The sequence below is a fragment of the Sorangium sp. So ce836 genome (assembly GCF_028553905.1).
In the GTDB taxonomy this organism is placed as follows: domain Bacteria; phylum Myxococcota_A; class Polyangia; order Polyangiales; family Polyangiaceae; genus Sorangium; species Sorangium cellulosum_D.
This window is the reverse complement of sequence record NZ_CP102233.1, coordinates 5,593,104-5,615,499: the sequence shown is the minus strand read 5'-3', so window position 1 is coordinate 5,615,499 and position 22,396 is coordinate 5,593,104. Positions and strand designations below refer to the sequence as shown.

Genomic DNA, 22,396 nt, shown 5'->3' with positions numbered 1-22,396 from the left:
TTCCTGCAACAACCCCTTCAAAAAGCGGCGATCCACAAGGTATCACCGCGTCGTGAGCATGTCGGTCGAAGAGCAGATCCACGAGCTGAAGGACAAGCTCGCGCGCGCCGCCCACGAGCGGGACGAGTACCGTAAGCTCTACGAGCTCGCCAGTATCGAGCTGGAGCGGCTTCGCCGACACATCTTCGGCCAGAAGGCCGAGCACGTCGACCCCGGGCAGATGCAGCTCGCCTTCGACGCGATCCTACAGATGCTCGCGGGCGCAGGTGCGCCGCCCGACGCGGGCCCAGCCAGCTCGCCGCAGGGCGGTGGCGCAGCACCAAGCGGCTCATCCGGAGGCGGCGACAAGGGGCGCATCGTCCGCCCGCACGGACGGCAAAAGCTGCCCGAGCATCTGCCGGTCGAGCGCATCGAGCTGTTGCCGCCGGAGGTGCAGGATGAGCGCGCAACCGCACTTGTCCGCATCGGCGAGGAGGTGTCGGAGACGCTGGAGTGGCGGCCCGCGAGCTTCGTACGGCTGCAGATCGTCAGGCCGAAGTTCGCGGTCAAGGGCGAGCCCGAGCAAGGCATCACCATCGCAGACGTTCCCGACAGCCCTATCCCACGCTGTCTCGCCGGCCCGGGCTTGCTCGCCCACGTGCTCGTGAGCAAGTACGCCGACCACCTGCCGCTTCACCGGCTGGAGAAGATGTTCGAGCGGTGGGGCCTTCACCTCTCGCGCTCGACGCTGTGCGGCTGGGTCGCCTCGTGCGCCGACAAGCTCAAGCTCATCGTCGCGGCCATGGCCGACGACGCCCTGAGCGCGCATTGCATCGCCATCGATGCCACGGGCGTGCTCGTTCAGGCGAAGGACAAGTGCCGGCGGGGCCACTTCTGGGTCCTGGTGGCGGACCGAGATCACGTCCTGTTCCGCTTCACGCCGCACCACAATCAGGGTGGTCCCAAAGCGTTCCTGCGCGGCTACAAGGGCTATGTCCAGGCGGACGCATCGAATGTGTACGATTTGCTCTTCCGCACCGAGCAGGTGACCGAGGTCGGTTGCTGGGCTCATTGCCGCAGGCACTTCTTCGAGGCGATGAGCTCCGACCGGGAGCGGGCGACGACGGCCATCGGCTTCATTCACCAGCTCTACACCATCGACAAGGCGACCAAGGAACAGCCTCCGAGCCGTCGAACGGAGCAGCGTCGGAAGGCCGCCGAGCCCGTGCTCGATGCGTTCCGCGGGTGGCTGCAGGCGCAGGACCTGCTCGTGCTGCCGAAGAGCCCCATCGCCATCGCCGTCGGCTACGCGCTCAACCAGTGGGCCGCGCTCACCCGCTTCCTCGACGATGGTCGGCTCCGTCTGGACAACAACCGGAGCGAGCTCGAGCTTCGCAGAGAGGCCGTCGGCAGAAAGAACTGGATTTTCGTCGGCAGCAACGACGGCGCCGAGTGGAACGCCACCATCGTCTCGCTCATCGCCTCCTGTGCGCTGCACGGCATCGAGCCCTGGGCTTACTTGCGCGACGTGCTCATCCTGCTGCCCACTTGGCCGCCCGAGCGTTTCATTGAGCTCGCTCCCAAGTCCTGGAAGCAGACCCTCGAGCACGCCGATGCTCGGCAGCGGCTCGCGGCCAGTCCGTGGCCCCGCGCGCCGGCTGCGACGCCCAGCTGATCGCGGCTCCCCCTCGTCGGCCACCGCCGCCTCCTTGCCGGCCGCCGGGCGTGCTGCTCGCCGGCCTGGGCGTGCTGGCGCGACCTCGTCGACGACGCTCGCCCTGTCGGCGCGTGGCGTCCGGCACCTTCTCGGCAACGCCGGCTCCGGAGCAGCATCGGCCGCTCTCGGCTTCGTCGTGCGCCGGCGGACGACCACGCTGGCCGCGGCGCCGGGGGCCATCGGGCCTTCCGCTCGCTGCCGGTCACCGCCACGCTTTTCCGTAGGCCGCTCTCGCTCTCGCATCGCACCGCGAATCTACGGCGCCTGCCCGCACCCCGCGAGAATGGGGTCTACAGCACGGATACGGGCCACCCGGACATCGGGTCCGCGAAGTCGAAGAAGCGCAGCTCGTACGGGCACGCCCAGATGCACCCCTCGACGACGAGCATCGCGGCCGACGACTCGAAGCGCATGTCCACCCAGCAGAAGCCGACCCCTTCCCTCGCCTCGTCCGGCAGGTGGTCGCGGCGCTCTCCGGTGTCGAGCTCCACCACGGTCTGGCCCTGGTAGTCCTCGCCGCACACCAGGTAGTCGTGGCCGTTCGGATGCGCCTCGACGAAGAGGAACGGGAACGAACCGAAGTTCCGCTGCACGACGGCGATGGGGTCGGCAGCGCCGGTCCTGTAGACCTCGCCCTGGGTGTAGTCCCAGGTGCCGTGCCCGGTCGAGTAGCTCGAGACCACGAGCCTGTACTTCCCCGTGGGGCTCGAGCTCTCGCAGCGCGCGCCCTCTTCCTCGTTCTCCGGTCGGAAGAACGCCGCCTTTTCCACCCCGCGCGCGGCTGCGTCGTCCGTCATGTCGCCTCCGCGCCACAGCCTCGTCCGGCGGCGCTGCTCCGAGGGTAGCAGGAGCGCGCCGGGCTCGGCGCTGTACCTGTCGCGCGGCTGACACAGTGCTTTCGCGCGGCGCGCCCCCTGTGCCTTCACCGGCGGACGCCGCCTTCTTACGCTCTGGCCCATCTCTGACCGGAGCGACCCGCGATGACCGAGCTCGTGCCCCTGGCGACCTATTGCTTCGTGATGTCCAGCACCCCGGGACCGAACAACATGATGCTCACCGCCTCGGGCGCCAACTTCGGCTACCGCCGAACGCTGCCGCATGTGCTGGGCATCGGCGTGGGCGGCGCGGTCCAGACCTTTGTCACGTGCCTCGGCCTGGGCGCGCTGTTCACCGCGTACCCGGCGCTCCACGGCGTGCTGCGCGTGACCGGCGCGCTGTACCTGCTCGTGCTGGCCTGGAAGCTGACCGGCGGCGCCGCGCTCAAGGGCGCCGAGGTGCCGCGGCCGCTGTCGTTCGCGCAGGGGGCGCTGTTCCAGGCCGTCAACCCGAAGAGCTGGGTCAAGGCGATCACGCTGGCCTCGGTGTTCATGCCGGCGGGCATGGGCGCGGCGAGCGGCGCGCTGCTCGTGTCCGCCGTCGGCCTCGTCGTCATCTTCCCGTGCATCTCGGCGTGGGCGCTGTTCGGCGTGGCGCTCCGACGATTCCTGACCGATCCGCGACGGCAGCGGGTGTTCAATGGCATCATGGCCGGCGCGCTGGCGGTGCTGGCGCTCCTGTTCCTGCGCTGACCCATGTTCTCGCTCGACCGCGACTCCGCCGTTCCCCTGGCCGACCAGATCGAGGCGCGGCTGCGCGCGCTCATCGAGGGCGCGCGGCTGCCGCCCGGCGCGCGGCTGACGTCGATCCGCCAGCTGTCGGGTCAGCTGGGCGTGAGCCCCAACACCGTGGTGGCGGCCTACGACCGGCTGGCGGCGGCCGGGCTCGTCGCATCGCGCGGGAAGTTCGGCTACTTCGTGTGCGAGGCGGCGTCGCCCATGCCGAGCGAGGCGTGGCTCGAGGCCGGCGAGGAGCAGGAGCCGGTGTGGCTGGCGCAGCAGTCGAACGACCAGCGCGCCGGCGTGCTGCTGGCGAGCAGCGGCGCCCTCCCGGCGAGCTGGCTGAGCGACGCCATCCCCGCGACGGTGCTCCAGCGCGCGCTCGCCCGGAGCGACGCCGGCATGGCGGCGCGCTGCCCGCCGCAGGGGCTGCCCGAGCTGCGCGAGCGGATCGCGACGCTGCTGCGCGCGCAGGGCATCCCGGCCGACGCGGGCCGCGTGCTCACCACCTGGGGCGGCACGCACGCCATCGACCTGATCTGCCGGAGCACCCTCCAGCCGGGCGACGCGGTGCTCGTGGAAAACCCCGGTTATTTCCTGATGTTCGGCCGCCTGCGGCAGGCGGGCTACCGCATCGTGCCGGTGGCGCGGCGGCCCGACGGCGTGGATCTGGGGGCGCTGGAGGCCGCGTGCCGCGAGCACCGGCCCAAGCTGCTGTTCCTCCAGAGCGTGCTGCACAACCCGACCGGCTGGGGGTCGAGCGCCGCCAACCTGCACCGCGCGCTGCTGATCGCGCACCAGCACGGCGTGCTCATCGCCGAGGACGACGTGCACGGTCACTTCCACCCCGGGCACCCGACGCGGCTGGCGCAGCTCTCGGGGCTGGACGGGGTCGTCTATTACTCGAGCTTCTGCAAGGCGCTGAGCCCGGCGCTGCGCCTGGGCTACATCGCGGCCGAGCCGGGGCGGCTGAAGCCGCTCCTGCGCGAGAAGATCTACTCGGTGCTGACGACCGGCGCGCTGAACGAGCTCGTGCTGCTGGAGGTGCTGTCGGCCGGCAGGTGGCGCAAGCACATCGACCGCCTGCAGCAGAAGCTCGGCGCGGCGCGGAACGCGGCGGCGCGCCGGCTGCGCGACGCCGGCGTGCTGCTCGACCATCCGGGCGAAGGCGGGCTGTTCCTCTGGGGCGCGGTGCCGCGCGGCGTGGACATCGACGAGCTGGTGAAGGACGCGTACCTCAACAAGATCCTGCTGGCGCGCGGGGCGACGTTCATGGCGGACGGGGCGGACGATCCGCACCTCCGGTTCAACGCGGTGTTCAGCCAGCACGCGCGGGTGGCGGAGTACCTCGGGCAGCGGTTCGCGGCGGTGGCGAGCGCGCGGGGGGCGATGGAGCGGGCGGGCGTGGTGGCGTGACGGGTCGGGCGGCGCCGCGGTCGGCGTCACGCGTGAGGGGTGTCACGGCGCGCAACGGCTCACTTGTGCGTCGGAACGATCTTCTTGATGGTCCCGTCGTCGTTGAAGTAGGCGCGATCCACGCATGTCGATCGCCGGTAGCTACCGCCGGTCGGCAGCCCGGCGTTGTGGTATGTGAGATAGCTGGCGCCCTTGAAGTCGAAGAGCGACTGGTGAATTGTGTCGCTGTTCGGCACGCGGTCCAGGATGACGCCCCGATGTTGCCACGGCCCTCCCGGCGATGTGCTGGTGGCGTAGGAGATGGTCTCCGGGAACCCCGAAGCGTACGTCAAGTAATAGAGGCTGCCGTGCTTGGAGAGGAACGGCGCCTCGGTGTAGCTGGGGATGTCCTTGAGCACATGGATCTGGGCGCTGCCGAGGCCGCGGTTCTGCATCTTCCCGCCGCCGTCGGTGGTGTAGGTCTCCCCCTTCAGGTGGATCATATCCTGTTCGAGCTCGACCCAGTACAGGACTCCATTTCCCCAGTACATGTAGACCCGGCCGTCGTCGTCGACGAGGACCGTCGGGTCGAGGTTGCGCCACGAATGCTCTGCCGTGCCCTGGGTGTCGGCCAGGAAGATGAGCGGGATTCCGCGTGCGTCCTTGAACGGTCCTTCCGGCTTGTCCGCGACCGCGACGCCGATCGAGATCCCGTAGCCGGACTGGCCGCCCTCCACCGGCGCGTAGAAGTAGAACTTCGGGTTGCCGTCCTTGTCGTCGCGATGGACCACCTGCCCCGCATTGGCGTTGCCCGTCGACTCGCCGCCGCGAGCCCAGGAGAACACATCGTAGCGCATCACCGCGCCCTTGTTCTCCCAGCGGACCATGTCGGACGAGGCCCAGAGCCGGTAGTCGAACATGCGATAACCGCTCGCCCCCTCGGCCTGCTCGTCATGGCCAGTATACAGGTAGACCTTGTTGTTCCAGACCATGGCGGCGCCATCCGCGGTAAAAATGGGGTCTCCGGGACCGCTCGTCGGATCCGGCGCGTCGTACTTGATGATGGGATTGTCGAACTCCGTCGGGGGTGGCGCGTCGTCCTCGCTGCCACCCCCGCCACCGGTCCCGCCGCCGCCGGTCCCGCCGCCGCCCTCCCCGGGATCGATCGTCCCGCCGCCGGTCCCGCCGGTCGTGGCGGAGCTGCCGGTCGTGGCGACGCTGCTGGTGCTGCCGGTCGTGGCGGTGCCAGCTTCAGCCTGTCCACCGGCGCCCTCGGCCTGTCCACCGGCGCCGCCGGTGCCGCTTGACGCTTGGCCCGACGAGTCGCAAGCCGTGAGCCAGAGCCCAGCGATGACGAGCGCCAGAGACTGCGCTCCTAAGAAAGAGAGTTCTCGCCTCTTCATGTTGGACCTAGCCGGTCGGGGATCTGCGAGAGTTTCGCCGCCCGAAGCGGGATCACGCACCTGATTGAGCAGGATCCGAGCCGGAGCCCATATTGTTAACGTTAACATATCCAATGTCAAAACAAATGGATCCGCGCGGGGCTCTCGACCGCGACGGGTGCGCAGCGGCGGCCGGCCACGGCGCGCGCGTGAGCTGTCCCACGAGCGCTCGTCAGGAGAGCCCGCGCTGACGCCCGCGCTGACCAGGGCTCGGCGCCTGCATCTCCTGACGCGACGCTCCGGAGGAGCCCCGCCGGCCCTGTCCTCCCTCCCCTGGACTCGAGGGGACCCGCGGGCCGGTCGTTTAGAATTGACACGCGAAATGTTAGCGCTAACATATCGCACGAAGAATATCTTCGGGTCATTCCACCTCCTGCGCGTCAGGTGGCTGAAGACCGTTGTCTTTCTTTACGCTCCAAAGAGGAGGCCACATGGCTTTACCGAGCTTGCGAGGCGTCTCGCTCACGATCGGAATGGCTGCGTTCGTTGGCTCTGCGATGATCGGCATCGGCGTCACGGGAGGCTGCAGCGACGACGCGAGCTCCTCCGAGAGCACGGAAGCGAGCGCCTCCGGCACGGGAGGCTCCGGGGCAGCCGGCTCCGGCTCGGCTTCCTCCGGGTCGGGCGACGGGGGCGCAGGCGGCGCGAGCTCGTCGTCGAGCAACGCCAGCAGCTCCAGCAGCGCCAGCAGCTCCAGCAGCGCCAGCTCGGGCGGCGGCGGGGATCCAGAGCCGGTCAGGTTCGTGGGCAACATCACGACATCAGGCCAGATCGAGGGGAACTTCCTCAAGTACTGGAATCAGATCACGCCCGAGAACGAGAGCAAATGGGACGCGGTCGAGCCCCAGCGCGACAGGATGAACTGGTCGAAGACGGACGCCATCTACAAGTTCGCCAAGGACAACAAGATCCCGTTCAAGTGGCACACCTTCGTGTGGGGGGGCCAGCAGCCGCGCTGGATCGAAGGCTTGCCGCGGAATGAGCAGGCGGAAGAGGTCGAGGAGCTGATCCGGGAGGTCTGCACCCGCTACCCCGACATGGAGATGATCGACGTGGTGAACGAGCCTCCGCCCCACACGAGGCCTGCGACGATGGACGCGCTCGGCGGCGCGGGCGCGAGCGGGTACGACTGGATCGTCAAGGCGTTCCAGCTGGCGCGCCAGTACTGCCCGAAGTCGATCCTCATCCTGAACGACTACAACACCATCGAATTCGGCAACGACAACAACAACATCATCAACATCGCGAGGAAGGTCAAGGAAGCGGGCGCTCCCATCGACGCCATCGGATGCCAGGCTCATGGCACGGGGAACATGCCAGTCGCCACCATCAAGGGCTTCCTCGACAAGATCACCTCCGAGACCGGGCTCCCCATCTACATCACCGAGTACGACCTCAACATCGCGGACGACCAGAGGCAAAAGCAGGTGATGGAGGAGCAGTTCACGATGTTCTGGAACCACGAGAACATCAAGGGCATCACGCTCTGGGGCTACGTTTACGGCACGACCTGGGTGAAGGACTCGGGCCTCATCAAGAATGGCCAGCCGCGCCCCGCCATGCAGTGGTTGATGGATTTCCTCGGCAAGTAGTCGATCGAGTCGTTCGCCGGCGCGTGGGTTCGTCTGTTCCGATGGTGTTCTGGAGGATAGGCGCTCCCCCCGCGCGGCCGTCTGGTAGGATCGTCGGTTGCGCTCGAGGCGTGTCCCCCGCAGAGGACGGCTTCACCCTCCCCCAACTCCTGACGAGGTCCTACCATGTCTACCACCGGTCGACATCATCGTGGTCTGGTCGCCTGCCTTTCCCTCGCTGTGCTCGTGGCCGCCGGGTGCGATCCTGGGTCGGAGCCCGCGGCCCTCGCGGACGCTGCGTTCGAGGAGGCTGCGCTGGAGGCGAATGCGGCGCCGACGGCCGGCCACCACGCGAAGCACGCGACGAAGAAGAAGTGCCGCCGCCACGTCGGCGTCCACGCGGAGTGGTCGTCTGTGGCGCCGCTGCTCCAGGCGCGAGAGCGGCACGTCGCCCTGCTCATGCCCGACGGCCAGGTGATGGTCGCCGGTGGCAGCGGCGACTACCCCTACCCCACGACGGTCGATTTCTACAACCCCGCCACGGACACGTGGACGACCGGTGACGCGCTGCCCTATCCGATGTTCCCCGTGGGCGCGGCGCTCCTGCAGGACGGCAGGGTGCTCTTCAGCCCGGGCGGGCTCGTCTACGATCCGAGCACGGGCGCGACGACGAGCGTCCCCTTCACCCCCGCAGAGGCGGCCCGCGGCTGGGAGTTCGCCCAGACGGCGCTGACCCCGCTACCGAGCGGATTGGTGCTGCGCACGGGCGGCAGCGACGACGACCGCGTGCTCAAGGAGGCCGTGCTCTACGATCCTGCCGCGAACACCTGGTCCAGCGCAGGGTCGATGTCGGTCACGCGCCACCTGCATACGGCGACGCTGCTCCAGGACGGGCGCGTGCTCGTCGTCGGCGGCTACACGTTGAACGGCAACGAGATGCCGGCAGGTCGCACCAGCGTGGAGATCTACGATCCGGCCACGGGCGCGTGGACGGCGGCGGCGCCGACGAACCTGCCTCGCATGCAGCACACGGCCACGCTGCTGCCGAGCGGGCGCGTGCTGGTGATCGGCGGCGGCGGCAGGATCTACGGCGGAACCGAGGAGGAGATCGTGGTCCTCGTCGATGCCGGCGAGACCGCCGAGATCTACGACCCCGCGAGCGACACGTGGACGTCGACCCCGCCGCCGAATTTCCGCCACACCTGGGCGTCCGCCGTGGCGCCCATGGATCACGGCCGCGTGATGGCGATCGGCAGCGAGGGCGCCGAGATCTACAAGGAGGCCAACGACACCTGGACGGTGATCGACGAGCCGATCCAGAGAGGCTTCCACACGGCGACGACGCTGCAGGACGGCTCGGTGCTCATCACAGGCGGGTATGACGCGACGTACTTCGTCAATCCGCCGACGCTCGCGAGCGTGGAGCGCTACGGGGGCTGCAAGCAGAGGCATTGACGCGCTCACGCCTTTGCGCCGGCGCTACGCCCATCGGTCAGCGTCCACGCGCTCCAGTGGGCGTAGCGCCCCGACATGTGCTCGCGCCGCCACCGGCGCTCGGCCAGCGCCTGCGCCAGCAGCCCGCGCAGCCAGCCGTGGGTGACCGCGAGCACGCTGCCGCGCTGGGCCGCGAGCCCGATCAACCACTCGGCCGCCTCGGCGGCCTGGCGCCGCTGCGCCGCGGGCGGCGGCTCGGCGCGGAGCGCCCCGTAGGCCTTCCGGAGGCCGATCGCGAGCGCCCAGACCGCGAGGGGCGCCCGCGCGCCGCCCAGCGGCGGCGCCGGCTGCTCCAGCTCGCGCAGCAGCGCCGACGTGGCGATCTCGCCGCCGGGAAGGAGCAGCTCGGCCGAGGCGCGGGCGCGCGGCAGATCGCTCGCCACCACCGCGCCCGCCTGCATCGCCAGGGCCCGGAGCGCCGGCGGCGGGCTTTCCCCGGGCGAAAGGCCCGCGGCGTCGTAGGCGTCGCGCCAGCGCTGGAACCCGGCGGCGTCGATCCAGCCGGTGTGGACGTGCGCCGAGCGGCCGTGCCGAACCAGGATGATGCGCGCGCTCAACGTCGGTCCTCGCGGCGGCCGCGGCCTCCGCGCGCCGGATCGGTCGCCGGCAGCGCCCCGAGGAGGTGGTCGACGCAGGTCCGGACGGCGGCCGTCAGGGCTCGATGCGCGCGGTAGAGGAGGCTGACGCCTCCGGCCTCGGCCTCGTAGCCGTCGAGGACGCGGACCAGGCGCTTCGCGGCCACGTCCTCGGCGCAGAACACCTCCGGAAGCATCGCGATGCCGACGCCCGCGAGCGTCGCGCGGTAAGCCGCGGACGACTCGCTCACGTAGAAGCGCGGCTCGAAGGCGATGCGCCGCCTCCGGCGCCCTTGCCCGAGCGTCCACGTGGCCATTCCCTCGGTCGCGTGCATCGCGATGCAATCGTGGCGCGCGAGGTCCTCGACCTTCTGGGGAACGCCCCGCGCCTCGAGGTAGCGCGGGCTCGCGTACAGCAGCTTCCGCGTCGCGCGCCAGAGCTCGCGCGCCACGAAGTCGGTGGTGTCGTCCACCTTGCCCGGGACGATCGCGATGTCGAAGCTCCCGGCGAGGAGGTCGACCCTCCGCGAATCGATCTCGAGGTCGACCGACACGCGGGGGTGCTTCGCGAGATAGGCGCAGACGGCGCTCGCCACCGCGGCGCCGAGGGAGACCGGCGCCACGATCCGCACGCGTCCGCGCGGCTCGCTCTGGAGCTCGCGGACGTGATGCGTGCCTTGCGTCAGGTCGTCGATCGCCCGCTCGGCGTGGCCGAAGTACGCGCGCCCGGCGTCGGTGAGCTGCAGCCGCCGCGTCGTTCGCTCGAGGAGCCGGACGCCGAGCGCGGACTCGAGCCGCGCGATGCGCCGGCTCACCGTGGAGACCGGCACCCCGCGCTCGCGGGCGGCGGCCGAGAAGCTGCGCGTCCGGACGACCCGCACGAGGAGCGCGGCGTCGTTGAGGTCCAGATCGATCTGTGCGTCCACGGCAACAGTTCCTTCCCGCCGAGCACACTAATGCGCTCCGGCGGCCGGCGCTAGGTTCGACCCCGTGAAGAACGCCGTCGTCACCGGGCCGCGCGGAGCACGGGGAGCCGCGTGGTCCTCGGGATGATCGCGCGCGATCGCCGCGCCCAGCGCGGCAGGAGGTTGTCATGATCATCGTCACTGGAGCCAACGGTCAGCTCGGCCGAGCCATCACGGAGCGCCTCCTTCAGCGCGTGCCCGCCGCTCGGCTCGGCGTCAGCGTGCGCAACCCGGAGCAGGCCAGCGCGCTCGCCGAGCGCGGCGTCCGCGTGCGTCGGGGGGCCTTCGACGACCCCGCGAGCCTGCGCCACGCGTTCGAGGGCGCCTCGCACGTCCTGATCGTCTCCATCGACAGCGCGGGCGAGGCCGCGGTGCGCCAGCACGAAGCCGCGCTCGAGGCGGCTCGCGCGGCGGGCGCCCGCCGCGTCCTCTACACGAGCCACATGGGCTCGAACCCGGCGTCCCGCTTCGCGCCCATGCGCGACCACGCGGCCACCGAGGCGTCGCTGCAAAGGTCGGGCGTCGCTTTCACCTCGCTTCGCAACGGGTTCTATGCCGCGTCCGGGCTCATGCTCCTCGAGCGGGCGCTCGAGACCGGCAAGCTCATCGCGCCAGAGGACGGCCCGATCTCGTGGACCGAGCACGGCGACCTGGCCGAAGCGGCGGTGATCGCGCTGACGGACGAGGCGCGCCTCGAGGGGTCGACCCCGCCGCTCACCGCCTCCGCGGCGCTCGACCTCGCGGAGATCGCCGCGATCGCCTCGGAGCTCCTCGGGCGCTCGATCGCGCGGGTGACCGTCAGCGATCGAGCGTTCCGAGCGGACATGGTGTCTCACGGCGTGCCCGAAGAACGGGCGGACTTGCTCCTGGGCCTGTTCGCGGCGAGCCGGGAGCGCGAGTTCGCCGCCGTGGATCCGACGCTGGAGCGCCTGCTCGGCCGAGCGCCGATGTCCATGCGTCGCTACCTGGCGGCGCGCCTGTCACGCTGAGGCACGGGGCGCTGCTCGCTTGTCAGCCCCGGGCTCATTCATCGCCTCTGCTTCATGAGGGCGAGCACGTCCACCGCATTGACGAGCAGGTACTCGAACTTCCCCAGCGCATGGAGCTTCCCGATGTCCTCGCCACGTGCGGTCTGACAGCCGATCGAGCTGAATCCGAGGCCCGGATGAAAGAGGACCCCATCCATCCACGCCCCGATCCCCTCCGACACCTGCCCTCCGGAAGTGGCCGTCTCGGACGCGCGCATCTCGGCCTCGTCGAAGAGGCCGTCGTGGTTCGTGTCACGGTACGCGGGGAGCCGACCGCGGTTCGCCCCCGCGGGGCGGAGGACCATGAGCGCCGGGTGACCCTTGTAGGGGTCGGACCGCGCCTCGACATGATAGTACCCCGGCCTCAGCATCCCGACGTCGGGACGGCGATCACCGTCGAAGTCCGGAGAGGCCATCGAGCTCGTCTGGTACGGGTGCGTCGCGCCGCGGAACTCGTACACCTTCTCGTCGCCCTGGAAGCTCAGCAGCACGAACGTGTCGTCGTACTCGCTCCGGCTCCTCACCGTATGGGTGCGCAGGCCGAAGAGCCGGACGCCGCGCAGGCCGAGCAAGATCGTCCTCGATCCCGTGGGGTCGTGCCCCACCAGCTTGCACAGCATCGTGTAGTGCGCGAGCCGGGCCTCCGGCGGCGCGTCCTCGGCTGGCCAGAGCGGGCCGGCGTCGGCGGCGCCCATCTGTTCGAGGATGAGCGGGTGCGTCGTCGGTCCTATTTTGCCGTCGACGGAGACGTCGAGGCGCCGCTGGAACCACGCGATGCGCTGCACGAGCGCCTCGGTGTAGCTGCGCGAGCTCGCCTGCTGGTCGACGCCGAAGAAGCTCCGCAGCATGACCAGCAGGTCGAGCGCGCGGGCGTCATTGTATCTTGCTGCCTCGATCGCCTGGGCCGTCGTCAATAACTCGCCCATCGTACAACCTCCCCGCTGCCTCGCCTGACGGACGCGGATGGCGCCCCGGGGTGAACACGGACGCGGATGGCGCCCCCCAGGGAGAACGTACCGCGATCTCGACACGGAGGTCCATGGCGTGGTCCCCGGGCTCTCCATCGACGCGAGCACTTGGGCGGACCAACCGGTCGGCACAGCGTATCTCATCTGTCCCTGTGGTCGTGCGAGCCCTCCACGCGCGCCTCACCCACGCGGTGCGCCGCGCCGGCGCTCTCCCCCGCGCCGCGCCCCTGACGGCGCGAAGATCTCCGCAAGAAAATCGACGAACACCCGCACCTTCGGCAGCAAATGCCGATTCTTCGGGTAGAGCGCGTGAATCGGCCAGCTCATCGTCCGCGCTCCCTCCAGCACGGTCACGAGCGTCCCCTCGGCCAGCGCGTCCTTCACGAGGAAATCGAACATCGCCACAATCCCGCTCCCCGCGATCGCGAGGCGCTTCAGGACATCCGCGTCGTTCGCGTGGAACGGCCCGGAGATGGGCACATCGAGCACGGCGTCCCCGTCCCCCGTCAGGAAGCGAAACGGATCCGGCCGCCCATCGCGCAGGTACCCGACGCAGTCATGGTGCGCGAGATCGGCCGGCGCCTTCGGCGCGCCGCGCCGCGCCAGGTACGACGGCGCCGCGCAGTGGACGATGCGGCTCGCGCCGAGCCGGCGCGCCACCAGGCTCGAGTCGCCGAGCTGGCCGATGCGCACGAGCAGGTCGAGCCCTTCGGCCACGGGGTCGACGTGCTGATCGCGCAGCGTCAGGTGGACACGGACGTCGGGATAGCGCGCCGAGAAGCGCGGCAGGCCCGGCGCGATCACCTCCCGCCCGAGCGTCACCGGCGCGTCGACGCGCAGGAGCCCCACCGGCTTCGTACTGGCGCGCGCGATCGCCTCGGTCGCCTCCCCGAGCTCCTCGACGATGCGCACGCAGCGCGCGTAGAAGGCCTGCCCGTCGTCGGTCAGGCGGAGCGACCGCGTGGTGCGCGAAAGGAGCGCCACGCCGAGCTCTCGCTCGAGGCGCATCACGCGCCGGCTCACCGCCGAAGGCGTGACCGCGTGGTCCGCGCTCTTCGAGTCGTGGCCGCGCCCCGCGCCCGGCGCCACCGTCCTCGTCCAGGGGACCGGCGGCGTGTCGATCTTCGCCGCGCAGCTCGCGCGCGCCGCGGGGCTGCGCGTCATCGCCACGTCGTCCAGCGCGGCGAAGATCGAGCGCCTGCGCGCGCTCGGCGTGACCGACACGATCGACTACCGGCAGCAGCCGGAGTGGCACGAGGAGGTGCTGCGCCTGACGGGCGGCGAGGGGGTGGACCGGGTGATCGAGGTCGGCGGCGCCGGCACGCTCCCGCGCTCGCTCCAGGCGGTGAAGCCCGGCGGCGTCGTGAGCCTCATCGGGCTGCTCACCGGGGTCGGCAGCCAGATCGATCCGATGCCGATCCTGTTCCGCGCGATCCGCCTCGAGGGCGTCATCGTCGGCTCGCGCCAGTCGTTCGTCGATCTCACGGCGACGCTCGAGGCGCACGCGATCCGCCCCGTGATCGACGAGGTCTTCCCGCTCGAGCGGGCGAGCGACGCGCTGGCCAAGCTCGCCGCGGGCAAGCACTTCGGCAAGGTCGTCATCCGGCTCGACTGAAGCGCGGCGGACACGAGCGCCTGGGGCGCCGGATCACGCCGGTCGCCCTCGCGCGAGGAGCAGCGCGACCGCTCGCGCTCACGCCTCGCTCTCGCCGCCGTCGCGGCCGTGCCAGCAGGAGACCTCCAGCCTGTCCCCCAGCGGGATCTCCACCGATCCGTATCCGCTGCCCGTGCGGCGCACGTACTCGAGATAGGGCCGCAGGTCGTCGGGCGCGATGTCGAGATCGTCGGCGACGATGAGCGCGCCCCGCCGCAGCCTGGGCTCGAGCATCCGGAGCACCGGCAGATAAAGGTTCTTCCAGCCGTCCAGCAGGACGAGATCGATCGGCCCCTCCACGTCCCGGAGCGTCGCCAGCGCGTCCCCCTCGCGGATCTCGACGAGATCGCCGAGCCCGCTCTCGTCGAGGTTGTTCCGCGCCCGCCGCACCTTCTCCGGGTGCATCTCGCTGCCGATCACCCGCCCGCCGCCCCCATCGCGGACGGCCGCGGCCAGGAACAGCGTCGAGATCCCGAACGACGTGCCGAACTCCACCACCGTGCGCGCCCTCGCCGCGAAGGCGAGGAGGTGCAGCAGCCGCCCGACCTCGCGGGAGACCGGCAGATACGCGTCGGCGAGCATGTGGGCGAGCCGCTCGGGGTCCGGCTCCGGCCCGCGGAGCTCCCAGTCGCCGCGGACGCGGGCGATGATGCGCGGATCGCCGCTGTCGGCGTCCTGGAAGAGGCGGTCGAGGATGCTTTGGACGCGCGGCGAATCGAGCGTGGTGCTCATGATGGCGACTCTCCTCCGGGCAGGCTCACGGCGACGGCGCTGCTGCCCTCGCTGGCTGCCCTGTTCGACACGGAAGGTGCGCCCGGAGAGACATGGCTTCCAGTGCATGGTCGGTAAGGTATCGTTGCGTCCCATGCACTCCATGGATCTGAACCTGCTCGTCGCGCTCGACGTGCTCCTCGAGGAGGAGAGCGTCCTCCTCGCCGCGCGGCGGATGCACCTCAGCCCCTCGGCCATGAGCCGCACGCTCGCGCGCGTCCGCGAGGCCGTGGGCGACCCGATCCTCGTGCGTGCCGGCCGGCGGCTCGTGCCCACGCCGCGCGCCGCGGAGCTGCGCCCGCGCGTGCGCGCGGTGGTCGCCTCGGCGAGCGCGGTCCTCCGCGAGCGGGGCGCGCTCGACGTCGCCGCGCTCACCCGCAGCTTCGCCGTCCGGACCAGCGACGGCATGCTCGGGCTCCTGGGCGCCCCGCTCCTCGACGCCCTTCGGGCCGAGGCGCCGGGCGTCACGGTCCGCTTCCTCCCCGAGGGCGACGAGGACGTGGCCGCGCTCCGGGAGGGCCGGATCGATCTCGACGTCGGCATCATCGACGACATGGGCCCGGAGATCCGCGTGCAGGCGCTCGCCCGGGACCGCTTCGTGGGCGTGGTGCGCCGCCGCAACCCGCTCGCGTCCGGCAAGGTGACGCTGGAGCGGTTCGTCGAGCACGCCCACCTCGGCGTGTCGAGGCAGGGGAAGGTCTGGGGCCCCATCGACGACGCCCTCAAGAAGAAGGGGCTCGCCCGGACCACCGCGGCCGTGGCGTCGGGCCATTATGCGGCGCTGTGCCTCCTCGCCAGCTCCGACCTCGTCGGCGCGTTCCCGTCGAAATGGCTCGCGCACGCCGCCCCGCGCTTCGATCTCGTCACCTTCCCGCTGCCCGTGACCACGCCGGGCATCACCATCGCGCAGGCGTGGCACCCCCGCTTCGACGCCGACCCCGCGCATCGGTGGCTGCGCGACCGGCTCCGCCGCGCCTGCCGGTCGATCGCGGAGCTCGGGGCGTAGCCGCGCCATCCGTGAGGGCGCGCGGGGCGGCGCAGGGTCACGCTCAGCGAATACCGGAGGTGATTCCACGCTGTGTCAATTTCAGCGGCGCACCGCCTGGAGTGCGCCAGATCGGCCCGACCCTGTGCCAAGCGAGGGGGGTCCGGCACCGGCACAACCACAATGCATTGCGACACACCGGGGTCCGGACCCCTCCGAAACGCTCTGGGGACCGTCCTCCGGGGCAAATCTGTGCCAAATCACGCTCGAAATTGAGCGATTCTGCGCCATTTTCCCCTCGGAGACACCCGATCTTGTGCCAGAAGGGGGGTCCGGACCCCTCCTCGACGCAATCCACTGCGCTCGCGCGGCCTCCGGACCCCGCCGACGCGCGATCCACCGCGCTCGCGCGGCCTCCGGACCCCCGCTGCACCGCAACGCGCTGCGCGCCACCCGGTCGCGCCAGGCGCGCCTGCTCCCGTCACGTCCCCACCTCCGGCGACGGTCTCTACGCTGCGCAGAGGCTCCAAGGCGGCACGCGGATCACCGAACGCGCACGCGATCTCGCGAATCGGTGCCCCTCCGCGCGGCCTCCCAGGCCGCGCGCAGCGCCGCGTCGACCTCCGGATCGCCCTCGCCCTCCGCCGCGACGTCCGGCGTGAGCCCGCGGCCCTCGAGCTCGACCCCGCCGGGCAGCAGCCAGCGCCCCACCGTCGCGTAGCAGAGCCCCTCCGGCGTCTGCACCACGCTCTGCACGCTGCCCTTCCCGTGCGTCCGCGCCCCGACCAGCAGCGCGCGCCCGCGCGCCTGCAGCGATCCGGCGAGCACCTCGGCAGCCGACGCCGTACCCCCGTCGACCAGCGCCACCACGGGGAGCTCGAACGCCGGATCGCGGCGCGACCGGCGCACCACCGCGTCGCCGTCGGCGTCGATCATCGCGCCGAGCTCCGCGCCGCGCGGCAGGAAATCCTCCGCGAGCCGCAGCGCCGCGTCGAGCTCCCCGCCGGGGCAGCCGCGCAGATCCAGGATCAGCGCGCGCAGGCCCCCCTCCGCCTCCTCGATCCGGCGGATCCCCGCGAACACCCGCGCCGGCGCGTCGGGGGCCATCACCGCCACGCGCACGAGCCCCACCCCGCCCGGCAGCAGCGTCGCGGCCGGCGGCGGCGCGTCGACGAGCGCCTCGGCGACCTCGCGCATCGCCTCCCCCGCGGCCCGGCCGGCCCCCGGCGCTGCGCTCGCGAGGTTGTAGAACACGCTCACCGCGTTGGGGATGAGGTGCTCTCCCTTCGGCGCGTTCATCGCGTTCCCCGTCACGGGCGCGGTCAGGTTGATGGCGGGCAGCCCGTCCACCATGACCGTCGGGGAGCCGGCCACGAAGGTGCCCTGGCCCTTGATGGTCGGGTGCAGCGCGCCCGCCTCGTCGCCGGTGGTGATCGGGATCTTCGCGCTCAGGTTCAGCGCCGGCAGGCCGGCGACCATCACCGTGGGCGAGAAGGGCGCCGCCATCGCGTGCATCCCGAGGTTCGTGTACGGCACGGGCACGCCGGGCGCGGGCGGCGTGAGGCACACGTCGGGGAAGGACACGTTCTGGCCGGCGCCGCGGTGGGCTGCGGGGAGCATCGCCGTCCTCCTAGCCCAGGTGGATCGCCTTGCCGTTGAGCGTCATCTTCTCCTCCGTGAGGATCGCGGCGCTCTTCGCCTGCGTGTGCGCGGCGCCGTCCACCACCGTATGGCTCTGCCCCGCGTGCACGTGCAGCAGCTCGCTCACCCGCTGCCGCAGCGAGGCGAAGCGCTGCACCACCGCCCCGGCGAGCACGCGCAGGCTGCGCGCCTCGATCCCGACGTCGGGCGCGGCGATCTCCACGCCCTTGTCGCCGGCGAGCCGCAGCACCCCGCCCACGGCGCGCACCTCCACGTCGCCCGGCAGCTCCAGCGACGCGCGGCCCCGGCCCTGCAGCACGCCGATCACGTAGTGACCCTGCGCCTCGTCGCCGATCACCAGCACCACGTCGTCCTCCGCCGGCTCGTAGGTGAACGCGAGCGCCAGCCGCGCCCGCGCCGGCGCGCCGCTCCGCAGGCGCACCTCGACGTCGGCCGGGCCGACGCGGATCACGGTGGCGGGGCCGAGGAGCGGCCGCGGCGCGGGCTCCGGGCTGGGTTCACGCAGGGGGACCACCACGTTGCTCATCGGCGCTCTCCTCGGGCTGTCGGCTGGGGTCGTTCGGGGGGCCGCCACGCCTCGGCCTCGAGGCGGTCGGGATCGGTGCGGCGCGCGCCGCGGAGGTCCGCCGCCGACCAGGCGACGCCCTGATCGCGGGCGGCGTGCAGGTTGGCGCCCGACAGATCGGCCAGCGAGACCTCCGCGCCGCGCAGATCGGCGCGCGAGAGGTCCGCGTACCCGAGCCGCGCGCGCGTGAAGAGCGCCCCCGCCGCGGCCGCCTCGACGAGCACCGCCTCGCGCAGATCGGCGCCCGTCAGGTCCGCGTGCTGGAGCCGCGCCTGCGCCAGCGTCGCGAAGCGCAGCGTCGCCCCGCCGAGCTTCGCGCCCTCCAGCGAGGCCTCGCCGAAGAACGCGCCCTTCGCCATCACCTCGCGCAGATCCGCCACGTCGAGGCGGGCCCGCGTCGCCGTCGCGTACCGCAGCGTCGCGCCCCGGAGCACCGCGCGGCGCGCGTCGGCGTCGGTGAGATCGCAGCCGCTCAGATCGCAGCCCTCGAGATCCATCCCCTCCAGGATCGCGCCCCGGAACGACGACCCCGCGAGCGTCAGCCCGCGGAGGCGCAGCCGCCGCAGATCCATCCCCTCGAAGTCCACCCCGCGGAACACCGCACCGTCGATCAGCGCCTCCTCCAGCGACGCCCCGCGCACCCGCGCGCCCCAGAGGTGCGCGCGCTCGAGCTTCGTCCCCGCGAGCGCCGCGTCCTCCAGCGAGGTCATGCTCAGGCTCGCCCCCCCGAGATCCGCCCCCGCGAGGTTCGCCTCCCGCAGCGACGTCAGCCGCAGATCCTGCCCCCGCAGATCCACCCCCTCGAGCCGGGCCCGATCGAGCAGCGCGCCCCGCAGATCCGCGCCCGTCAGATCGGCGCCCCGCAGATCGCACTCCATCAGGTTGGCCGCGCCGAGCCGCGCGCCCCTTAGCCGCGCGCCCCGCAGATCCGCGCCGCCGAGCGAGGCCCCGCGCAGATCGGCGCCCTCCAGGTCGACCGTGGCCCCCTCGTCCGCGAGCCGGCACCGATCCAGGAACACGTGCCGCAGCTCCCGCGGCAGCCGCGCGCCCCTCAGATCCACCTCGGAGAGCACCACCCCCTCCCACGCCGAGCCGAGGAGGTCGGCCCCCCGCAGATCGACCGCGGTCAGCGCCGCCTGCTCGACCCGCGCCCCGTCGAGCGCCGCGCCCGAGAGATCGGCGCGGCGGAGCACCGCGCGCGCCACGGTCGCCCCGCGCAGATCCGCGCCCGCCAGGATCACCTCGTCCAGCGCCGCGCCGCCCAGCTCCGCGCCGCCCAGCGCGGCCCCGCGCAGATCCACGCGCAAGAGCCGCGCCCCCCCGAGCCGCGCCCCCCCGAGCCGCGCGCCGGCGGCGGAGGCGCGCACGATCAGCGCGCCGCTCAGGTCCGCGCCCTCGAGACCCGCGCCCTCGAGATCCACCCGCGCGATCTGCGCGCCCGCGAGGTCGGCCCCCTCCAGCCGGGCCCCCGCCATCCGCAGCGCGAGCAGGCGCGCCCCGCCGAGCCGCGCGCCGCGCAGATCGAGCCCGGCGAGATCCAGCTCGGCGATCGTCGCCCCCGCGAGCGATCGGCCGGCGCGCACCGCCGAGAGGAGCTCCTCGACCCTCATGCCTCCGCCCGCGTCGACCGCTTCAGGTTCGCCCCCGTGAAGTCCGCGCCCGCGCCGTCCGCCCCGAGCAGCGCCGCCCCGTACAGGCTGGCGCCCGCGAAGCGCGCCCCGCCGATCCGCGCCTTGCCGAGGTCCGCCTCGAAGAGGTTCGCCCGCGTGAGGTCCGCCCGCTCGAGGTTCGCGCGGTCGAGCCGCGCGTGCCGCAGATCGGCGCCGAACAGGCGCGCCCCCGCGAGGGACGCGCGCGTGAGCAGCGCCCCGCGCAGCGTCGCGAACCCGAGATCGGCGCCGTCGAGCGTCGCCCCGGTCCAGTTCGACCTGTCGGCGCGGGCGTCCTCGAGCCGCGCGCCCGCGAGCGCCGCCCCCGCCAGGTTGGCCCCGCCTAGATCGGCGCCGACGAGGTTCACCTGCGCCCCGCTGCAGCCCTCGAGCGACGTCCGCGCGAGCGTCGCGCCCGCGAGGTCCGCCCGATCGAGCGTGCTCTCCGAGAGGTCCGCGCGCGCGAGCGCCGCGCCCCCGAGCGCCGCGTCGCTCAGATCGGCCCGGCGGAGCGCCGCGTACTCCCCCCGCGCCCGGAGCAGCGTGGCCCCCCGGAGCTTCCCGCCCTCGAGGAAGATCTGATCGAGGATCGCCTCCTCGAAGCGCGCCCCCTCCGCGCGCGCCTCGGCCGCGTTGGCGCGGGTGAGATCCGCGCCCGAGAGATCGGCGCCCGAGAGATCCGCCTGGAAGAGGATCGCCGCGCGCAGCTTCGCCCCCCGGAGGTCCGCGCCGCGCAGATCGGCGCGCGTGAGGATCGCCTCCCGCAGATCCGCGCCGCGCAGATCGGCGCCCCGCAGATCCCGCCCGGTGAGATCGCGCTCCCGCAGATCGCTGCCCGGCCCGGGCTCGCCCGTGGAGAGGGGCTCGACCGGCGGCGTGTAGTCGGGATCGAGCTCCCGCCACCGCGGATCGTGCGGCATCTGCTCCATCGCCGCGAGCCGCTCCCGCTGCTCCGCCGCGAGCTCCCGCCCCGCCAGCGAGCGCCGCGCCTCCGCGGCCTGCGCCAGGACCTGCCGCATCACGCGCCGCAGCCCCACCGCGGGCGCGGCGCCCGGCTTGAGGTTCACCGGCGCGGGCGGCGCGGGGGCGGACGCCGCGGCCACGGCGGCCTCCAGCTCGGCCTGCTTGCGCGCGCCGCCGAGCGCCTGCTGAATCGCCTCGCGGATCTTCTGCTGCTCTCCCGCCGCCACCCCGCCGAGGCGCTCCTGGATCACCCGCGAGATCGGATCGAGCCCCTCGCTCCCCGGCATCGGCGGCACCTCCTCCCCCGCGTCGCGCCGCCGCTGCCGCTCCGCCGCCTCCAGGAACCCGGGCGGCGCAGCCGCGCGGATGCCCGCCGGATCCTCCAGGAACGCGTCCAGCCTCGCGCGGTAGCCCGCCTCCGCCCCGCGCTCTCCCCCGAGCGCCTCGGCGACGACGAGCACCCCCGCCACGTCCGACAGATCGTCCTCGCGCACCGGCGACAGCCCGCGCCACGTCAGCGCCACCCGCCCCACGTCGAGATCCGCATAGAGCGTGTCGAGCGCCATCGGCGCCTCGCGGAGCTCGCCCTCCCGGCCGCGCACGAACGCGCGCACCGCGAGCCCCGGCAGCCGCGCCTTCAGCGTCGCGTGCTCCGGGTGCAGGTTCTGGAAGGTCAGCTCCTCGTCGCCGCGCAGATACCCGCGGAGCTGCTGATCCTCGGGCGCCGCGTGGAAGTAGCCCACGTCGAAATCGTCGGCGTACCAGGGCGCGCGCTCGGTCAGGTAGCGCCTGCCGTACGCCTTCCCGACCTTGCCGACCCGCTGCGGCCAGCCCGGGTTGATCGGCCCGAAGCCCGCGGGCGCGGGCGTGTCCGCGCGCGACCGGATCGGCTGCCCCGGCAGCTCGACGGTGGGCAGCTCCGGCGTCCGGTATCCCTTCCCCACCGGGTTCATCGGGTACTCCGGCCCGCCGAACGCGTTGGCCCAGGTGATCGGCATGCTCACGAACGGCGCCGGCTCCGAGATCGCCGGGCCCAGCATCCGCTCGGTCCAGACGCGGCGCCCGATCACCCGGAGCGCCTTCGACCACGCCCCGACCCCGAAGAGCACCGTGCACTCCTCCACCGCCCTCTTGCCCGGCGCGTGGCAGCTCGCCTTGAGCAGCACCTCCGCATTGCGCTTGAAGTCGGCGAAGTCCCCGCCGTACAGGCACTCCCCGCGCCGCTCCTCGTCGTCCTCGTGAAAGACCTCCGCCGTGAGCGACGCTTGCTCGGCCGGGTCCTCGAGCGGCGCGAGCGCCTCGCCCGGCCGGAGGACGAAGCTCCCCCGCACCACGATGGTCATCTCCGGCCGCGGCGGGCTCCGGAACACCCGCTTGATGCCGCACAGGAACGGCGTGAGGTTCTGGACCAGCATGTC

General features: G+C 72.2%; 20 protein-coding genes. 8 read left to right on the top strand and 12 right to left on the bottom strand.

Features of this window, described 5'->3' with window-relative positions; genetic code table 11:
• Window positions 1-58 precede the first annotated feature (58 nt).
• Window positions 59-1,654 (top strand): IS66 family transposase, encoded by a 1,596-nt coding sequence (gene tnpC, locus NQZ70_RS20375; RefSeq protein ID WP_237245644.1) that lies wholly within the window; start codon window positions 59-61, stop codon window positions 1,652-1,654.
• Window positions 1,655-1,986: 332 nt separating this feature from the next.
• On the opposite strand, the gene NQZ70_RS20370 is transcribed toward tnpC, so the two are convergent.
• The gene (locus tag NQZ70_RS20370) at window positions 1,987-2,493 is read right to left on the bottom strand and encodes a hypothetical protein (RefSeq protein WP_129575698.1); all 507 of its coding nucleotides are present in this window, start codon (window positions 2,491-2,493) and stop codon (window positions 1,987-1,989) included.
• Between the two features lie 183 nt (window positions 2,494-2,676).
• Here NQZ70_RS20370 and NQZ70_RS20365 point away from each other — a divergent pair, with 183 nt between their 5' ends.
• Both NQZ70_RS20365 and NQZ70_RS20360 read left to right on the top strand, forming a co-directional pair.
• A complete protein-coding gene (locus NQZ70_RS20365) occupies window positions 2,677-3,264 on the top strand; it encodes a LysE family translocator (protein WP_129575697.1) in 588 nt (195 codons plus the stop codon).
• A 3-nt stretch (window positions 3,265-3,267) separates the two neighbouring features.
• A complete protein-coding gene (locus NQZ70_RS20360; protein ID WP_129575696.1) occupies window positions 3,268-4,707 on the top strand; it encodes a PLP-dependent aminotransferase family protein in 1,440 nt (479 codons plus the stop codon).
• Between the two features lie 59 nt (window positions 4,708-4,766).
• Here NQZ70_RS20360 and NQZ70_RS20355 read toward each other — a convergent pair whose 3' ends face one another.
• Window positions 4,767-6,089, bottom strand: coding sequence for a glycoside hydrolase family 43 protein (locus NQZ70_RS20355; RefSeq protein ID WP_129575695.1), 1,323 nt, complete (start codon window positions 6,087-6,089; stop codon window positions 4,767-4,769).
• Between the two features lie 400 nt (window positions 6,090-6,489).
• Entirely contained in the window at window positions 6,490-6,879 is a 390-nt protein-coding gene (locus NQZ70_RS20350; protein ID WP_129575694.1) for a hypothetical protein, read from the bottom strand.
• On the opposite strand from NQZ70_RS20350, the gene NQZ70_RS20345 reads away from it, so the two are divergent.
• Window positions 6,872-7,720 (top strand): endo-1,4-beta-xylanase, encoded by an 849-nt coding sequence (locus NQZ70_RS20345; protein WP_237245460.1) that lies wholly within the window; start codon window positions 6,872-6,874, stop codon window positions 7,718-7,720. The genes NQZ70_RS20350 and NQZ70_RS20345 overlap by 8 nt on opposite strands.
• Window positions 7,721-7,885: 165 nt before the next feature.
• On the top strand, window positions 7,886-9,154 hold the full coding sequence (locus NQZ70_RS20340; RefSeq protein WP_129575693.1) for a kelch repeat-containing protein: 1,269 nt from the start codon (window positions 7,886-7,888) through the stop codon (window positions 9,152-9,154).
• A 5-nt stretch (window positions 9,155-9,159) separates the two neighbouring features.
• On the opposite strand, the gene NQZ70_RS20335 is transcribed toward NQZ70_RS20340, so the two are convergent.
• Window positions 9,160-9,750, bottom strand: coding sequence for a histidine phosphatase family protein (locus tag NQZ70_RS20335; RefSeq protein WP_129575692.1), 591 nt, complete (start codon window positions 9,748-9,750; stop codon window positions 9,160-9,162).
• The gene (locus NQZ70_RS20330; RefSeq protein ID WP_129575691.1) at window positions 9,747-10,694 is read right to left on the bottom strand and encodes a LysR family transcriptional regulator; all 948 of its coding nucleotides are present in this window, start codon (window positions 10,692-10,694) and stop codon (window positions 9,747-9,749) included. The genes NQZ70_RS20335 and NQZ70_RS20330 overlap by 4 nt, the downstream gene beginning before the upstream one ends.
• Before the next feature lie 167 nt (window positions 10,695-10,861).
• Here NQZ70_RS20330 and NQZ70_RS20325 point away from each other — a divergent pair, with 167 nt between their 5' ends.
• Entirely contained in the window at window positions 10,862-11,722 is an 861-nt protein-coding gene (locus NQZ70_RS20325) for an NAD(P)H-binding protein (RefSeq protein ID WP_129575690.1), read from the top strand.
• A gap of 38 nt (window positions 11,723-11,760) precedes the next feature.
• On the opposite strand, the gene NQZ70_RS20320 is transcribed toward NQZ70_RS20325, so the two are convergent.
• The gene (locus NQZ70_RS20320; protein WP_129575689.1) at window positions 11,761-12,687 is read right to left on the bottom strand and encodes a hypothetical protein; all 927 of its coding nucleotides are present in this window, start codon (window positions 12,685-12,687) and stop codon (window positions 11,761-11,763) included.
• 222 nt (window positions 12,688-12,909) lie between these two features.
• The gene (locus tag NQZ70_RS20315; RefSeq protein WP_237245459.1) at window positions 12,910-13,737 is read right to left on the bottom strand and encodes a LysR family transcriptional regulator; all 828 of its coding nucleotides are present in this window, start codon (window positions 13,735-13,737) and stop codon (window positions 12,910-12,912) included.
• Between the two features lie 25 nt (window positions 13,738-13,762).
• Between NQZ70_RS20315 and NQZ70_RS20310 the strand changes: the two genes are divergently transcribed.
• Entirely contained in the window at window positions 13,763-14,344 is a 582-nt protein-coding gene (locus tag NQZ70_RS20310) for an NAD(P)-dependent alcohol dehydrogenase (RefSeq protein WP_237245458.1), read from the top strand.
• A 78-nt stretch (window positions 14,345-14,422) separates the two neighbouring features.
• Here the strand turns inward: NQZ70_RS20310 and NQZ70_RS20305 are convergent, their stop codons facing one another.
• Window positions 14,423-15,115: an O-methyltransferase gene (locus tag NQZ70_RS20305; protein WP_129575688.1), complete on the bottom strand. Its 693-nt coding sequence runs from the start codon at window positions 15,113-15,115 to the stop codon at window positions 14,423-14,425.
• 133 nt (window positions 15,116-15,248) lie between these two features.
• Between NQZ70_RS20305 and NQZ70_RS20300 the strand changes: the two genes are divergently transcribed.
• The gene (locus NQZ70_RS20300; protein ID WP_165374065.1) at window positions 15,249-16,160 is read left to right on the top strand and encodes a LysR family transcriptional regulator; all 912 of its coding nucleotides are present in this window, start codon (window positions 15,249-15,251) and stop codon (window positions 16,158-16,160) included.
• 522 nt (window positions 16,161-16,682) lie between these two features.
• On the opposite strand, the gene NQZ70_RS20295 is transcribed toward NQZ70_RS20300, so the two are convergent.
• Genes NQZ70_RS20295 through NQZ70_RS20280 form a run of 4 tightly spaced genes read right to left on the bottom strand, consistent with a single transcriptional unit; the run spans window position 16,683 to window position 22,393 of the window.
• Window positions 16,683-17,759 carry a S41 family peptidase gene (locus tag NQZ70_RS20295; RefSeq protein ID WP_129575687.1) on the bottom strand — a complete coding sequence of 359 codons (1,077 nt, stop codon included), beginning with the start codon at window positions 17,757-17,759 and terminating at the stop codon, window positions 16,683-16,685.
• A gap of 10 nt (window positions 17,760-17,769) precedes the next feature.
• The gene (locus NQZ70_RS20290; RefSeq protein ID WP_129575686.1) at window positions 17,770-18,327 is read right to left on the bottom strand and encodes a DUF3540 domain-containing protein; all 558 of its coding nucleotides are present in this window, start codon (window positions 18,325-18,327) and stop codon (window positions 17,770-17,772) included.
• A complete protein-coding gene (locus tag NQZ70_RS20285; protein ID WP_129575685.1) occupies window positions 18,324-19,976 on the bottom strand; it encodes a pentapeptide repeat-containing protein in 1,653 nt (550 codons plus the stop codon). Before NQZ70_RS20285 ends, NQZ70_RS20290 begins: the two co-directional genes overlap by 4 nt.
• Window positions 19,973-22,393 (bottom strand): DUF2169 domain-containing protein, encoded by a 2,421-nt coding sequence (locus NQZ70_RS20280; protein WP_129575684.1) that lies wholly within the window; start codon window positions 22,391-22,393, stop codon window positions 19,973-19,975. The genes NQZ70_RS20285 and NQZ70_RS20280 overlap by 4 nt, the downstream gene beginning before the upstream one ends.
• Window positions 22,394-22,396: the final 3 nt, after the last annotated feature.